19 protein-coding genes are annotated in these 13,517 nt (G+C 61.4%); 1 reads left to right on the top strand and 18 read right to left on the bottom strand.

Translation table 11 applies throughout. The features are described 5' to 3' along the window. From Q0C23_RS06425 to Q0C23_RS06415, 3 genes are all read right to left on the bottom strand, one after another. On the bottom strand, positions 1 to 552 hold a 552-nt coding region (locus Q0C23_RS06425), incomplete at its 3' end, for a restriction endonuclease subunit S (protein ID WP_291511546.1). Then, positions 549 to 2,096, bottom strand: a complete 1,548-nt coding sequence (locus Q0C23_RS06420) for a class I SAM-dependent DNA methyltransferase (protein ID WP_291511545.1) — start codon at positions 2,094 to 2,096, stop codon at positions 549 to 551. The genes Q0C23_RS06425 and Q0C23_RS06420, both read right to left, overlap by 4 nt. A gap of 179 nt (positions 2,097 to 2,275) precedes the next feature. Then, positions 2,276 to 2,737, bottom strand: a complete 462-nt coding sequence (locus Q0C23_RS06415) for a single-stranded DNA-binding protein (protein WP_291511544.1) — start codon at positions 2,735 to 2,737, stop codon at positions 2,276 to 2,278. 82 nt (positions 2,738 to 2,819) lie between these two features. Between Q0C23_RS06415 and uvrA the strand changes: the two genes are divergently transcribed. Then, positions 2,820 to 5,636, top strand: a complete 2,817-nt coding sequence (gene uvrA, locus Q0C23_RS06410) for an excinuclease ABC subunit UvrA (RefSeq protein WP_291511543.1) — start codon at positions 2,820 to 2,822, stop codon at positions 5,634 to 5,636. Positions 5,637 to 5,777: 141 nt separating this feature from the next. Here uvrA and rplQ read toward each other — a convergent pair whose 3' ends face one another. From rplQ to rpsH, 15 genes are read right to left on the bottom strand one after another with little or no spacing between them, the layout of a single operon-like run. Then, positions 5,778 to 6,167, bottom strand: coding sequence for a 50S ribosomal protein L17 (gene rplQ, locus Q0C23_RS06405; protein ID WP_291511542.1), 390 nt, complete (start codon positions 6,165 to 6,167; stop codon positions 5,778 to 5,780). Positions 6,168 to 6,210: 43 nt separating this feature from the next. Then, on the bottom strand, positions 6,211 to 7,230 hold the full coding sequence (gene rpoA / locus Q0C23_RS06400) for a DNA-directed RNA polymerase subunit alpha (RefSeq protein WP_291511541.1): 1,020 nt from the start codon (positions 7,228 to 7,230) through the stop codon (positions 6,211 to 6,213). 21 nt (positions 7,231 to 7,251) lie between these two features. Continuing rightward, a complete protein-coding gene (gene rpsD, locus Q0C23_RS06395) occupies positions 7,252 to 7,878 on the bottom strand; it encodes a 30S ribosomal protein S4 (protein WP_291511540.1) in 627 nt (208 codons plus the stop codon). A gap of 19 nt (positions 7,879 to 7,897) precedes the next feature. Next, entirely contained in the window at positions 7,898 to 8,296 is a 399-nt protein-coding gene (gene rpsK, locus Q0C23_RS06390; RefSeq protein ID WP_291511539.1) for a 30S ribosomal protein S11, read from the bottom strand. Between the two features lie 18 nt (positions 8,297 to 8,314). Continuing rightward, on the bottom strand, positions 8,315 to 8,671 hold the full coding sequence (rpsM, locus tag Q0C23_RS06385; RefSeq protein WP_291511538.1) for a 30S ribosomal protein S13: 357 nt from the start codon (positions 8,669 to 8,671) through the stop codon (positions 8,315 to 8,317). Between the two features lie 47 nt (positions 8,672 to 8,718). Continuing rightward, a complete protein-coding gene (gene rpmJ, locus Q0C23_RS06380) occupies positions 8,719 to 8,832 on the bottom strand; it encodes a 50S ribosomal protein L36 (RefSeq protein WP_004870771.1) in 114 nt (37 codons plus the stop codon). Positions 8,833 to 8,854: 22 nt separating this feature from the next. Continuing rightward, positions 8,855 to 9,073 carry a translation initiation factor IF-1 gene (infA, locus tag Q0C23_RS06375; protein ID WP_004870768.1) on the bottom strand — a complete coding sequence of 73 codons (219 nt, stop codon included), beginning with the start codon at positions 9,071 to 9,073 and terminating at the stop codon, positions 8,855 to 8,857. Further along, a complete protein-coding gene (locus Q0C23_RS06370; RefSeq protein WP_291511537.1) occupies positions 9,066 to 9,731 on the bottom strand; it encodes an adenylate kinase in 666 nt (221 codons plus the stop codon). The genes infA and Q0C23_RS06370 overlap by 8 nt, the downstream gene beginning before the upstream one ends. Continuing rightward, entirely contained in the window at positions 9,731 to 11,062 is a 1,332-nt protein-coding gene (gene secY, locus Q0C23_RS06365; RefSeq protein ID WP_291511536.1) for a preprotein translocase subunit SecY, read from the bottom strand. Before secY ends, Q0C23_RS06370 begins: the two co-directional genes overlap by 1 nt. After that, entirely contained in the window at positions 11,062 to 11,499 is a 438-nt protein-coding gene (gene rplO / locus Q0C23_RS06360) for a 50S ribosomal protein L15 (protein ID WP_291511535.1), read from the bottom strand. The genes secY and rplO overlap by 1 nt, the downstream gene beginning before the upstream one ends. Continuing rightward, on the bottom strand, positions 11,496 to 11,681 hold the full coding sequence (gene rpmD, locus Q0C23_RS06355; protein WP_291511534.1) for a 50S ribosomal protein L30: 186 nt from the start codon (positions 11,679 to 11,681) through the stop codon (positions 11,496 to 11,498). Before rpmD ends, rplO begins: the two co-directional genes overlap by 4 nt. After that, positions 11,674 to 12,204, bottom strand: coding sequence for a 30S ribosomal protein S5 (gene rpsE / locus Q0C23_RS06350; protein ID WP_291511533.1), 531 nt, complete (start codon positions 12,202 to 12,204; stop codon positions 11,674 to 11,676). Before rpsE ends, rpmD begins: the two co-directional genes overlap by 8 nt. A gap of 14 nt (positions 12,205 to 12,218) precedes the next feature. After that, positions 12,219 to 12,575 carry a 50S ribosomal protein L18 gene (rplR, locus tag Q0C23_RS06345; RefSeq protein ID WP_291511532.1) on the bottom strand — a complete coding sequence of 119 codons (357 nt, stop codon included), beginning with the start codon at positions 12,573 to 12,575 and terminating at the stop codon, positions 12,219 to 12,221. Positions 12,576 to 12,584: 9 nt separating this feature from the next. Further along, positions 12,585 to 13,109: a 50S ribosomal protein L6 gene (gene rplF / locus Q0C23_RS06340; protein WP_291511531.1), complete on the bottom strand. Its 525-nt coding sequence runs from the start codon at positions 13,107 to 13,109 to the stop codon at positions 12,585 to 12,587. 12 nt (positions 13,110 to 13,121) lie between these two features. Beyond that, on the bottom strand, positions 13,122 to 13,517 hold the full coding sequence (rpsH, locus tag Q0C23_RS06335) for a 30S ribosomal protein S8 (RefSeq protein WP_291511530.1): 396 nt from the start codon (positions 13,515 to 13,517) through the stop codon (positions 13,122 to 13,124).

Below are 13,517 nucleotides of genomic sequence, written 5' to 3'. Positions count from 1 at the left end.
CTCGATTTTGTCGTCCAGCGTGCCGAGGATGTGGGCGATGGCGCGTTGTTCGGGGAGGGGGGGTGTAACAATAAACATTTGCCGCAAGTGCATCGGGCCGTAGTTAAGCTGAGCGCTGCCCGTCGCAAATGAAAGTATCTGCGATTGGTAGTAATGCGATATCAGAAAGTACTTTAGGAAGCGCCTGTCAAGGTCGGCCCCTCTTGGCCGCATGCGTATGACGCTTGTGTTGAGCATGCAGGGCAAATCAGAATTTTCTACGGTGGCAATTCGTCCAAGCGTTCCAGAGCTGGAGACTACGTAGTCTTTAGGATCAAGCAGGAAGTGCTTGTACTTGCCAAGCGCTTCCTCCTCAGAGATATGGCTCATCGCTGAACGATCCAAGCGACCGTCAACAAGGCATCGAATATTTACGAACGGTATGCCTTTGGGCACGTACTGCCAATTGCGGATACCGGGACCTTCCTGGAAGAACACCATCTCCTCGAACGGACGGATCGACCATCCATCAGGCAAGAAATCTGCAATCTGATCGGCGTAAACGTAGCTCATTCGTACCCAAGCTCCTTCAGGTTTGCCTCGATCGCCGCATCGAGCCTGCCGGCTTCCTCACGCTGCGCGCGCCACTGGCTGGAGAGCCGCGCCATTTTTTCCTCGAAAGGCTCTCCGTCGTCCTCCTGCTGCGCCGCGCCGACGTAGCGCCCCGGTGTCAGCACGTAACCGTGCTTGCGGATCTCCTCAATCGAAGCCGACTTGCAGAAGCCCGCCACATCGGCGTACTCCCCTGCGCCTTGTTCACCGCGCCAGGCGTGGTAGGTATCGGCAATTTTCTTGATCTCTTCGTCCGTGAGTTCGCGCCGGGTGCGGTCCACCAGCACGCCCAGCTTGCGCGCGTCGATGAACAGCACCTGCCCGCGCCGGTCGCGCCAGCCCTTGCCAGGGTTTTTGTTGCGGGCCAAAAACCACAGGCAGGCGGGAATCTGCGTGGAGTAGAAGAGCTGCCCGGGCAGCGCCACCATGCAGTCCACGACGTCGGCATCCAGCATCGCCTTGCGAATCTCGCCTTCGCCGCTCTGGTTGGAGCTCATCGAGCCGTTGGCCAGCACCACGCCGGCGGTGCCGTTGGGCGCGAGGTGGTGGTAGATGTGCTGCAGCCAGGCGTAGTTGGCGTTGCCCACGGGCGGCACGCCGAATTTCCAGCGCACGTCCTCGCGCAGGCGCTCACCGCCCCAGTCGGAAATGTTGAAGGGTGGATTGGCGAGGATGGTGTCGAATTTCAGGTCGCGCAGCTCGTCTTTGTGGAAGCTGCCCTCGTTGTTCCAGCGGATGTCGGCATCGATGCCGCGCACCGCGAGGTTCATCTTGCACAGCCGCCAGGTGGTGTAGTTGCTCTCCTGCCCGTAAATCGCGATGTCGCCGATGCGCCCGCCGTGCTCCCGAACGAACTTTTCGCTCTGCACGAACATGCCGCCCGAGCCGCAGCAGGGGTCGTAAACGCGGCCTGAGTAGGGTTCGAGCATTTCCACCAAGACGCGCACCACCGAGCGCGGGGTGTAGAACTCGCCGCCGCGCTTGCCTTCGGCCCCGGCGAACTGGCCGAGGAAATATTCGTACACGCGGCCGAGGATGTCTTTAGAACGGCTGCCCTCTTCGCCCAGCGCAATGCCGGAGATGAGGTCGATCAGCTCACCCAGCATCACCTTGTTGAGCGCGGGGCGGGCGTAGTCCTTGGGCAGCACGCCCTTGAGCGACTCGTTGTCCTTCTCGATGGCGCGCATGGCCTCGTCGATCAAGGTGCCGATCTCGGGCCGCTTGGCGTTGGCTTGTAGGTGCGACCAGCGCGCCTCTTTGGGCACCCAGAACACGTTGTCGGCGAGGTATTCGTCCTTGTCCTCGGCGGCCTGGGCGTCTTCGGCCAGCAGTGCTTGGTACTTGGCCTCGAAGGCGTCGGAGATATACTTCAAGAAGATCAAGCCCAGCGCGACGTGCTTGTAGTCGGAAGGCTCCATGTTGCCGCGCAGTTTGTCGGCGGCCTTGAAAAGCTCGGCCTCGAAGCCGAGGGTGCCTGCCTGTTTACCCGTACCGTTCTGTGCCATCGTTTGCTTCGCTTTTCGGGCTCCAGCGCCTTAGGGTGCGCCTTGCCGCGGAAGATTCTTGGTGGGAATTCTGGGTCACTGAACCCCGCCCTTACGTGGCGAGGATGCGGGGAGCCCTGGGGGGGTCTTGGCCCAGGGCATCGGGATTTTCCGCAGACCCTCCCTGGGAAGTCCTCGGGTCAGAAGGGAATATCGTCGTCAAAGTCTTCCTGCGGGGCCGGCGGCATCTCGCGGTTGCTGCGCGCCGAGCTGGCACTGGGGCTCGCGCTGCTGCGCGGTCCATCGTCATCGAGACTGGCGCTGCCGCCGCTGCGCCCACCGACCAGTTGCAGACGGTCGCCAACGATCTCGGTGGTATAGCGCTCCTGGCCCTCTTTATCGGTCCACTTGCGCGTCTGCAGCCGGCCTTCGACGTAGGCCATGCTGCCCTTGCGCAGGTATTCCCCGGCGATCTCTGCGGGACGCCCAAAAAAAACCACCCGGTGCCATTCGGTACGCTCCTGCCGGTTGCCCTCCCGGTCCTTGAAAGTTTCCGAGGTGGCCAGATTCAGGGTGGCAATGGCGCCGCCGCTGGGCTGATAGCGCATCTCCGGATCCCGACCCAAGTGTCCCAACAAGATGACCCGATTCACTCCCGCCATATTTTCCTCCTTGTGCCAGGGACGAACGCCCCGAAAAACTCTATACTAACCCATTCTCTCCAAGGCCAAAGCCAAGACGAATATGGACCACATCCACATCCGCGGCGCCCGCACCCACAACCTCAAGAATATCAGCCTCACTCTACCGCGAGATCGTCTGGTCGTCATCACGGGGTTGTCGGGCTCGGGCAAGTCTTCCCTTGCCTTCGACACCCTCTACGCCGAGGGCCAGCGGCGCTACGTCGAGAGCCTGTCGGCCTACGCGCGGCAGTTTCTATCCCTCATGGGCAAGCCGGATGTGGATGCCATCGAGGGTCTGTCGCCCGCCATCGCCATCGAGCAGAAAGCCACCTCCCACAACCCCCGCTCCACCGTCGGCACGGTCACGGAAATCCACGATTATCTGCGCCTGCTCTACGCCCGCGTGGGCACGCCTTGGTGCTGCGGGGCGCCCATCCAGAGCCAGAGCATCGCCCAGATGGTAGATAGTCTCACGGCCTTGCCCGAGGGCCAGCGCCTCATGATCCTGGCACCGGTGCTGCGGGATCGCAAAGGCAGTCATGAGGAGCTCATCGCCGGACTGCGGGCGCGCGGGCTGATCCGCGCACGGGTGGATGGTCAGTTGCTGGAGCTGGACGCCATTCCTCCCCTGGACCCCAAGCGCAAGCATCGCATCGAGGCCGTGGTCGACCGCCTGGTCCTGCGCGCGGACTCAGCCACCCGCCTGGCGGAATCCCTGGAGACGGCGCTGCGCCTGGCGGAGGATCAGGCCATTGTCGTCCTGATGGGACCGGACCTGGAAGAAGAGCGGCTCTTCTCGGCCCAGCACGCCTGTCCCCAGTGCGGACGCTCTTTTCCGCCCCTGGAACCACGCTTGTTCTCCTTCAACAATCCCGCCGGCGCCTGCCCGCGCTGCGATGGTCTTGGGGAAGTCACCTTCTTTGACCCGCAGCTGCTGATCCCCAACCCTGCCCTGAGCCTTGCCGACGGCGCCATCGTGCCCTGGAACCGCCGCCACCAGGAGCACTACACGCCCATCCTCATCGCCCTGGCCGAGCATCTGGGTTTTTCCCTCTACACCCCCTGGCAAGAACTGCCGGAATCCGTGCAGAACATTCTCCTGCACGGCAGCAAGGAGCCCATTCCCATGCGCCAAGGGCGCAAGACGACGCCGCAGCGTTTTGAGGGCATCATCCCCAGCCTCGAGCGTCGTTTGCGGGAGACGCAGTCCAGCCTCATCCGTGAGGAAATACTGCGCTACATGGGGCGCCTGCGCTGTCCCGTCTGTCACGGCAGTCGCCTGCGGGAGGAGGCTCGCATGGTGCGCGTAGGACAGCTGGCCATCCACGAAGCCTCCGCGCTGTCCATCGCCGAAGCGCACAGCTATTTCGACACCCTTGCCCTGGAGGGTAAGGACGCTGTCATCGCCGAGCGCATTCTCAAGGAGATCACCAGTCGCCTGCGCTTTCTGGTGGATGTCGGCCTCAATTATCTGAGTCTGGATCGCTCGGCAGAAACCCTTTCGGGCGGCGAGTCGCAGCGCATCCGTCTGGCGTCGCAGATTGGCGCAGGTCTGGTGGGCGTGATGTACGTACTGGATGAACCTTCCATCGGGCTGCACCAGCGCGACAACGACCGCCTCCTCGGTACCCTCAAGCACCTACGCGATCTGGGCAATACCGTGATCGTCGTGGAGCACGACGAAGATGCCATCCGCGCCGCCGATTACGTGGTGGATATGGGCCCGGCCGCCGGCCTGCACGGGGGCGAAGTAGTGGCCCAGGGGCATCCCGAAGCGATTCGTCAGAATCCCCACTCCCTTACGGGACGCTATCTATCGGGCGAGCTGTGCATCGCCATACCCGCACGCCGCCGCCCGCCACGATCCGAACAGCAGCTGGTACTCAAGGGCGCGCGCGGCAACAACCTGCAAGACGTGGAGTTGCGCTTGCCGCTGGGTCTGCTGACCTGCATTACCGGGGTGAGCGGTTCGGGCAAATCCACCCTCATCAACGATACGCTCTACCCCGTCTGCGCCCGCGCGCTCATGGGCAGCAGCGCCACGCCCGCGCCCCACGACAGCCTCGAAGGGCTCGCGCACCTCGACAAGATCATTGCCATCGACCAGAGTCCCATCGGCCGCACGCCCCGCAGCAATCCCGCTACCTACACCGGCCTTTTCACTCCCATCCGCGAGCTTTTTGCCGCCACGGCCGAAGCCCGTGCCCGCGGCTACGGACCAGGCCGCTTCAGCTTCAACGTCAAGGGTGGCCGCTGCGAGGCCTGCGAGGGGGATGGCGTGATCCGCGTCGAAATGCACTTTCTCCCGGACATCTACGTCGACTGCGACGTCTGTGGCGGCAAACGCTACAAACGCGAGACCCTGGACGTCCATTACAAGGGCAAGAGCATCCACGACGTCCTGCAGATGACCATAGAAGAGGCCCGCAGCTTTTTCGATCCCGTCCCCGCCGTGGCGCGCAAGCTTCAGACCCTCTTGGACGTCGGTCTCGGTTATCTGCGCCTGGGCCAGTCCGCAACCACCCTATCGGGCGGTGAGGCGCAGCGCGTCAAACTCGCCAAGGAGCTCTCCCGCCGCGACACCGGACGCACCCTCTACCTTCTGGACGAACCCACCACAGGCCTACACTTCCACGACATCGCACAGCTCTTGGACGTACTCCAGAAACTCGTGGATGCCGGCAATACCGTAGTCGTCATAGAGCACAACCTGGATGTCATCAAAACCGCCGACTGGATTGTCGATCTGGGCCCGGAGGGGGGCAATGGGGGCGGACGGATCGTTGCCGAGGGTACCCCGGAAAGCATCGCTCAGAACGCCGCCTCGCACACCGGTCGTTACCTCGCGCGCCACCTGGGTCAGGGATCCGTCCCCTGATACGCGACACTTTACCAAAAAGAAACGGCCCGAAGGCCGTTTCACTGTGCTGGTTTTTTTGATCTCAGGCTCTTAGGAGGCGGTATCCCCGCTAGCCGCCCCTCTCTCTACCGACAGAGCGAGAGCGCCCGACCCGTACCCTTAGGCCGCCGTCTCTTCCTGTGCCCGCGCCCCTTCCCGATCGACCAACTCGACAATCGCCATGGGGGCATTGTCGCCGGCACGAAAACCGTTCTTGACGATGCGCAGGTACCCGCCGGGCCGACTGCGGTAGTGCGGGCCCAACTCGTCAAAGAGTTTGACCACCGCCGACCGATCCCGGAGCCGGGCAAAGGCCAGACGACGGCGCGCCACCGTGGCTTCCTTCGCCAGGGTGATCATGGGCTCGGCAAAGCGCCGCAGCTCCTTGGCCTTCGGCAAGGTCGTCACGATCCGCTCATGCTGAAAGAGCGAGACCATCATATTTGCGAACATCGCCTTACGATGGCTGCTGTTCCTGTTGAGTTTCTTACCACTGTTACCGTGCCGCATGATCCTCTCTCTCCCACCCTAAGCTTAAAGGGAACGATTGCTCCTAGCCGCCCCGACCGACATCCACCGCCGTGCGCCCCGGCACGGCCGGCAGGTTATCCGGCGGCCAGTTCTCGATACGCATTCCCAGAGACAGGCCGTTCTTGTCCAGAACTTCCTTGATTTCCGTGAGCGACTTGCGGCCCAGATTGGGGGCCTTGAGCAGCTCCTGTTCGGTTTTCTGGACCAGATCGCCAATGTAGAAGATATCTTCCGCTTTCAGGCAATTGGCCGAACGAACGGTCAACTCCAAATCGTCCACCGGGCGCGACAGCAAGGGCAGCAGATCTTCCCGCACCGGCGCCGGCTGCGATTCCCGCTCTGCTGGCAATTCTGCCCCGCCAAAAACCGCAAGCTGCTGACGCAAGATACGTGCGGCCTCTTGAACGGCCCACAGCGGTTCCACCACGCCATTGGTCTCCACGTCCAGCACCAAGCGGTCGAGATCCGTACGTTGCTCGACGCGGGCACTTTCCACCTGAAAACTGACGCGATGTACCGGACTGTAGCTGGCATCCAACGCCAGTACGCCGATCCGCTTCTCATGGCTCTGCCGGCGGGTCGCTGCCGGCTCATAGCCTCGGCCCGTATCAAAACGCAAATGCATGACCAGCTCGACATCGCGGGTCAACGTCGCGATCACCTGCTCCGGATTTGCGACCTCGATACCGTGCTCGGCAATGATGTCCGCACCGGTCACCACCCCTGGACCGCGCTTGCGCAGTGTCACCATGACCTCATTACGACCCTGCGCGCGCACCGCCAATTGTTTGAGATTGAGGAGGATATCGACGACGTCTTCCTGCACGCCTTCGATGCTGGAATATTCGTGCAGAACTCCCTCGATCTCCACCTCGGTCACCGCCGCGCCCTTCAGCGAGGACAGCAGCACGCGCCGCAGAGCATTGCCCAGAGTGTGCCCGAAACCCCGCTCCAACGGACCCAAAGAAATCCGTGCACGCCGCGGCGACACCACTTCGAGATCGTAATGCTCTGGACGCAACAGATCCGATATTTCCGACATAGTCAGTCCTCAATACAGGGGTTACTTGGAGTAGAGCTCCACCACCACCTGTTCGTTCAAATCCGGAGCCATATCCTCACGCACGGGCACTGCCTTGACCGTCGCCTGAAAATTGGCACTATCCACACTCAACCACTCCGGGAAACCGCGAGCCGCAGCCGCCTCTACCGCCGCCTGAATGCGCGCGTGCTGCCGGGCCGACTCGGCGACAGCCACGACATCGCCCGCACGAAGCTGGTAGGAAGGGATGTCGACACGCCGACCGTTGACGGTCACGTGCCCATGACGCACCACCTGCCGGGCCTCAGCTCGCGACGAACCGTAGCCCAGCCGATAGGCCACATTGTCCAAGCGCAGCTCCAAAAAGCGCAGCAACAGTTCGCCGGTCACTCCCCGCGTCTGGCTGGCACGTTCGAAGTAGCGGCGGAACTGACCTTCCAACACCCCATAGATGCGGCGAATCTTCTGCTTTTCCCGCAACTGGGTGCCGTACTCGCTCACGCGCCCGCGCCGCTGACCGTGCTGTCCCGGCGCATAGGCCTTGATGCTCACCGGACATTTATCGGAAAAACACTTCTCACCCTTGAGAAAGAGCTTTCCACCCTCACGTCGGCAAAGCCGGCAACTGGGTCCCGTATATTTAGCCACAGACTACCTCCAGCAGAAATTAAACGCGCCGTTTTTTGGGCGGACGGCAACCGTTGTGAGGGATAGGTGTCACGTCACGGATACTGGTGATGCGAAAACCCACAGAGTGGAGGGCACGCACGGTACTCTCCCGGCCGGGCCCAGGACCGCGCACTTCCACATCCAGATTCTTGACGCCGTATTCCTGAGCCTTGCGCCCGGCATTTTCTGCCGCAACCTGGGCGGCGAAGGGCGTGCTCTTGCGCGAACCACGGAATCCCGACCCGCCCGAACTTGCCCATGCCAGAGCATTACCCTGACGGTCACTGATGGTGATGATGGTGTTGTTGAAGGAGGCATAGATATGCGCCACGCCATCGACGACGTTTTTCTTGACCTTCTTGCGCACCCGAAGATTGCTGCTTTGCGTCTTAGCCATAAGAATAACCCTTCAGAATCAGCGAGTGATGGCCTTGGCCGGACCCTTGCGCGTGCGCGCATTGGTCTTCGTCCTCTGCCCGTGAACCGGAAGACCGCGGCGATGACGGATCCCGCGATAGCAGCCCAGATCCATCAGGCGCTTGATGTTCATGGTGACTTCACGGCGCAGATCGCCTTCCACCAGAAACTTGCCCACTTCCGTGCGGATACGCTCCAATTCCGCCTCGCTGATATCCTTCACACGAATATCGGAGGGAACCTCGGCTGCCGCCAGAATCTGCTTGGATCGCGAGGGGCCGATACCGTAGATATAGGTCAGCGCCGTCTCTATCTGCTTATTATTGGGAATGTTGACACCAGCAATGCGGGCCATCCGCTACTCCTCCAAAGGCTCTACAGCTTTACGTGACTTCAAACTCATCAACCCTGACGCTGCTTGTGCCGCGGCTCGACGCAAATCACGCGCACCACGCCATTGCGGCGAATGATCTTGCAATTGCGACACAGCTTCTTAACCGATGCGCGAACCTTCATCTCAACCCCCTACGAAGCGCCCTCACTTGGCGCGATAAATGATTCGGCCCTTACTGAGGTCGTAGGGCGTCATCTCCACCGTCACTTTGTCCCCGGGAAGGATGCGGATGTAGTGCATCCGCATCTTCCCCGATATGTGTGCATTCACAATAAAACCATTCTCGAGCCGCACCTTGAAGGTGGCGCTGGGCAGATTCTCGATGACCTCTCCCTGCATTTCCAGGGTATCTTCCTTAGCCATGCGCTTCGCCTACCTCCTCAAGTATACGCTTCGACACCGTTTCGGTATCACCTTCTGCCGAAATCTCCCGATATCCGGGACGGTCCGCGTAGTAGGCGATAAGCGGCTCCGTATCCCGACGATACACTTCCAAGCGATGCCGAATCACCTCGGGCCGATCGTCATCCCGCTGCAACAGAGCACCGCCACAGCGATCGCAGACACCCTCTTGCTTCGGTGGCTGAAAACGCACGTGGTATATGGCCCCACACTGCGCGCAGACGCGCCTGCCCGACAGACGCTCCACGATCTCTTCGTCCGCCAGGACAAGATGCAGTACGGCACGAATACCCAGCGGCGACTCCGCCAGCATCGCGTCCAGAGCCTTGGCCTGTGCCAATGTCCGCGGAAAACCGTCGAACAGGACACCGGAGCTCGCATCGCTCTCTGCCAAGCGCTCGCGCACGATACCCAGAATGATGTCATCGCCGACCAAGGCGCCACTGTCCATGACGGCCTTGGCGCGACGGCCCATCTCGGTACCGGCAAGAACAGAGGCGCGGAGCATATCACCGGTGGACACATGAGGCAAGCCCAGTCTGCGAGATAGCAGCTTGGCCTGGGTGCCCTTACCCACTCCCGGCGCGCCCAGAAAAATGATGTGACCCCGCTCCGTCATCAACGCGGGCCCGCGGGATTCTTCCGCAGCAGCCCCTCGTACTGGTGCGTGAGCAGGTGGCTCTGGATCTGCGCCATGAGGTCCATCATCACTACCACGACGATGAGCAAGCTGGTACCGCCAAAGTAAAAAGGCACGTTGTAATGGACGATCAAAAACTCCGGAAGCAGACAGACCAAGGTCAGATAGATCGCCCCCCAGAGTGTCAGACGACTGAGGACCCGATCCATGTACTTCGCGGTCTGTTCACCGGGCCGAATCCCGGGCACGAAGGCGCCCGATTTTTTCAGGTTATCTGCCGTCTCTCGGGGATTGAACACCATCGCCGTATAGAAAAAGGCGAAAAAGACGATGGCGACGGTAAAGACCACTACGTAGAGGGTGGAACCGGGACTCAGCGCCTGCCCAAAGCGAGCCAACCATTCCATCCCGGGGACGTTGGCGAACCACCCGGATAGGGTGGCCGGCAACAGGATGATGCTGGACGCAAAGATGGGCGGAATCACGCCGGACATGTTCACCTTCAGCGGCATGTGCGTGCTCTGACCACCATAGATCTTCCTACCCACCTGCCGCTTGGCGTATTGAATGGGAATGCGCCGCTGCGCGCTTTCCATGAAGACGACGAACGCGAGTACCGCCAGCGCCAATATGAAGAGCAGGAGCACGAAGAGGGGTTGATACTGGCCAGTACGCATCAGTTCAAAGGTGGTGCCGATAGCCTCCGGGAGGCCCGCCACGATACCGGCAAAGATGATCATGGAAATACCGTTGCCGATACCCCGTTCGGTGATCTGCTCCCCAATCCACATGAGGAAGACGGTCCCAGCGGCCAAGGATATAGTCGTGGTGAAGAGAAAGCCGATGCCAGGATCGATGACTACCGGAAGGTTGCCGGCGTGCATCTTTTCAATGGCCACGGCGATACCAAGTCCTTGCAGTAGCGACAGTACTACCGTGGCATAGCGGGTGTATTCGGTGATCTTGCGCCGCCCGGCCTCGCCCTCTTTCTTCAGTTCTTCGATCTTCGGCACGACGGAGCCCGCCAGCTGGAAGATGATGGACGCGCTGATGTAAGGCATGATGCCCAGGGCGAATACCGTCAGGCGCGAAAGCGCACCCCCCGAGAACATGTTGAACATGCCGAGGATGGTTCCACGCTGCTGATTGAAGAACGCCGCCATGGCAGCGGGGTCGATTCCCGGTACCGGGATGTGGGCACCAATGCGGAACACGAGCAGGGCACCCAAAAGGAACAGTATGCGGTTACGGAGCTCCGTGATCTTCCCGGCGCCCTGGGCGGCATTGCCGATGGCCCGCAAGCCGGACATCAGGCTTCCACCGTACCGCCGGCCTGCTCGATGACCGCACGTGCACCAGCGCTCACACGCAGGCCTTTCACGGTGATAGCCTCCGTGAGCTCACCGCCAAGGATGACCTTCACCGCCGCCGGCTTGCCGCGCACCAGCCGACGTAGCCGCAAAGCCTCAAGATCCACCACCCCCGCAATGGCCGCACTGGCCAACAAACCAAGTTGCACCTCGGCGACCCGCGGTGCGATGGCATTGCGAAAACCGCGCTTGGGGATACGCCTCTGCAAGGGCATCTGGCCGCCCTCGAATCCGACCTTGTGATAACCACCGGAGCGGGCATGCTGACCCTTGTGTCCCCGGCCGGCCGTCTTGCCGAAGCCGCTGCCGATTCCGCGGCCAACCCGACGACGCTCTTGCTTGGAGCCCTCGGCGGGGCTAATCGTGTTGAGTTTCATCGCTGCACCTCCCAGCGCAAGAGATAGGGGATCTTCGCCAACATCCCGCGCAGTTCCGGGGTGTCGTCCCTTTCCACGGTGTGGCCCGTGTGTCGGAGACCGATGCCTCGTACCGTTTGCCGGTGCTTCTTGGTAATTCCGATCAAACTCCGCACCAGGGTAATACGCACCCGATCAGTCATCGTGACCCCCATCGCGAATATCTTTGAGCGATTTGCCACGCTTCATGGCCACCGCCTGTGGACTGGACAGCTTTTCGAAGGCATTGAAGGTCGCCCGCACCACGTTGATGGGGTTGTTGGACCCCAAGGACTTGGCCACCACGTTGCGAAGGCCAACGGCCTCACAGACAGCGCGCATGGCGCCACCGGCGATCACGCCGCTACCTTCAGGAGCTGGGCGCAGGATGACCCGTGCCGCCCCGTGACGTCCTTCCACGGGGTGTGGAATGGTACCTCCACGCATCAGCGGGATCTGCGTCAGAAAGCGCCGCGCTTGCTCCGTCGCTTTCTGGATGCCGGCAGGTACCTCTTTGGCCTTGCCACGCCCAAAGCCGACCTTGCCGTCGCCGTCCCCGACCACCATCAACGCCGCGAAACCAAACTGCCGGCCACCTTTCACGACTTTCGATACCCGGTTGATATGAATGAGCTTTTCCTGCATCCCATCGGCCGACTGCTGATTGTCGCGGTTTTCTCTTGCCATCTAGAAATTCTCCCTCAGAAAGACAGGCCGCCCTCGCGTGCGGCCTCCGCCAGCGCCTTGACGCGGCCATGATAACGGTAGCCGCTACGGTCGAAAGCCACTTCCTTGATACCGATCGCCAAGGCCTTCTGGGCGACCCGTTCGCCTATGGCCGCCGCCGCCGCAACGTCATTACCCAGACCGTGGACGCTGCGCGTCTCTTTCTCAACGCTCGAGGCCTGCGTCAGTACCCGGCCCTTGGCGTCGTCGATGATCTGAGCGTAGATGTGCCGACCTGAGCGAAACACGCACAGCCTGGGTTTACCCTGACCGGCGATGCGGATCCGGGTTTTCCGGGCTCGCCGCAACCGAGCGATATTTTTGTCTTTCATCTCAGGCTCCTACTTCTTCTTGGCTTCTTTGCGTCGGACATTTTCGCCGGAATAGCGAACGCCTTTGCCCTTGTAGGGTTCTGGCGGGCGATATCCGCGAATATCCGCCGCCACTTGCCCGACCTTTTGCTTGTCCACGCCGCGAATGACGATTTCGGTCTGCGTCGGCGTCTCGATGGTGATTTCGTCCGGCACCGGGTATTCCACGGGATGGGAAAATCCCAGGCTGAGACTCAGGGTCTTGCCCTTGGCCTGCGCGCGGTAACCCACCCCGATGATCTCCAGCTTGCGCTCGAATCCTTGGGAGACTCCGACCACCATGTTGTTCAACAGGGCCCGCAGGGTACCGGCATGATGACTCTGGCCTGCGTCCCAGGATACGGTAGCGGTACCATTATCCACCACCAGGGATAGCCCCGGCACCATGGCGGTGGAAAGCTGGCCCTTAGGGCCTTTGACGGAGACCTCGCCCGTGCCCACGGTCACCTCGACCCCCTTGGGCAGCTGCACCGGATATTTTGCTATGCGCGACATGATCCCCCCGATTTACGATACGACACAGAGGACTTCACCACCGATCCCGGCGGCACGGGCCGCGCGATCCGTCATGATGCCCTGAGAGGTCGATACAATGGCGATGCCAAGACCATCCCGTACCCGTGGCAAGTCCTGAGCGCCCCGGTAGATACGCACACCGGGACGACTGACCCGCCGAATCTCAGCGATCACGCCCTCACCAGCATAGTATTTCAGAGTGAGCCGAAGACTCGGGTGACCGCCCAGCTCGTCATCGGCGATGCCCGCGATATAACCCTCGTCCAACAGCACCCTGGCAATGGCGCGCTTCAACTTGGATGCCGGCACCTGTACGGAAGCCTTACCCACCTGCTGCGCGTTGCGGATGCGGGTCAACATGTCTGCAATAGGATCTGTCATGCTCAT

Origin of the sequence: Acidithiobacillus sp. (genome assembly GCF_023256195.1) — a bacterium.
Taxonomy (GTDB): domain Bacteria; phylum Pseudomonadota; class Gammaproteobacteria; order Acidithiobacillales; family Acidithiobacillaceae; genus Acidithiobacillus_A.
This window is presented reverse-complemented; position numbering and strand designations above follow the sequence as displayed.

What these genes read in the sequence shown, in the direction of transcription:
- Q0C23_RS06420 (WP_291511545.1), bottom strand. Translation starts at nt 2,096, where the DNA reads ATGGCACAGAACGGTACGGGTAAACAGGCAGGCACCCTCGGCTTCGAG.
- Q0C23_RS06415 (WP_291511544.1), bottom strand. Translation starts at nt 2,737, where the DNA reads ATGGCGGGAGTGAATCGGGTCATCTTGTTGGGACACTTGGGTCGGGAT.
- uvrA (WP_291511543.1), top strand. Translation starts at nt 2,820, where the DNA reads ATGGACCACATCCACATCCGCGGCGCCCGCACCCACAACCTCAAGAAT.
- rplQ (WP_291511542.1), bottom strand. Translation starts at nt 6,167, where the DNA reads ATGCGGCACGGTAACAGTGGTAAGAAACTCAACAGGAACAGCAGCCAT.
- rpoA (WP_291511541.1), bottom strand. Translation starts at nt 7,230, where the DNA reads ATGTCGGAAATATCGGATCTGTTGCGTCCAGAGCATTACGATCTCGAA.
- rpsK (WP_291511539.1), bottom strand. Translation starts at nt 8,296, where the DNA reads ATGGCTAAGACGCAAAGCAGCAATCTTCGGGTGCGCAAGAAGGTCAAG.
- rpsM (WP_291511538.1), bottom strand. Translation starts at nt 8,671, where the DNA reads ATGGCCCGCATTGCTGGTGTCAACATTCCCAATAATAAGCAGATAGAG.
- rpmJ (WP_004870771.1), bottom strand. Translation starts at nt 8,832, where the DNA reads ATGAAGGTTCGCGCATCGGTTAAGAAGCTGTGTCGCAATTGCAAGATC.
- infA (WP_004870768.1), bottom strand. Translation starts at nt 9,073, where the DNA reads ATGGCTAAGGAAGATACCCTGGAAATGCAGGGAGAGGTCATCGAGAAT.
- Q0C23_RS06370 (WP_291511537.1), bottom strand. Translation starts at nt 9,731, where the DNA reads ATGACGGAGCGGGGTCACATCATTTTTCTGGGCGCGCCGGGAGTGGGT.
- secY (WP_291511536.1), bottom strand. Translation starts at nt 11,062, where the DNA reads ATGTCCGGCTTGCGGGCCATCGGCAATGCCGCCCAGGGCGCCGGGAAG.
- rplO (WP_291511535.1), bottom strand. Translation starts at nt 11,499, where the DNA reads ATGAAACTCAACACGATTAGCCCCGCCGAGGGCTCCAAGCAAGAGCGT.
- rpmD (WP_291511534.1), bottom strand. Translation starts at nt 11,681, where the DNA reads ATGACTGATCGGGTGCGTATTACCCTGGTGCGGAGTTTGATCGGAATT.
- rpsE (WP_291511533.1), bottom strand. Translation starts at nt 12,204, where the DNA reads ATGGCAAGAGAAAACCGCGACAATCAGCAGTCGGCCGATGGGATGCAG.
- rplR (WP_291511532.1), bottom strand. Translation starts at nt 12,575, where the DNA reads ATGAAAGACAAAAATATCGCTCGGTTGCGGCGAGCCCGGAAAACCCGG.
- rplF (WP_291511531.1), bottom strand. Translation starts at nt 13,109, where the DNA reads ATGTCGCGCATAGCAAAATATCCGGTGCAGCTGCCCAAGGGGGTCGAG.
- rpsH (WP_291511530.1), bottom strand. Translation starts at nt 13,517, where the DNA reads ATGAGCATGACAGATCCTATTGCAGACATGTTGACCCGCATCCGCAAC.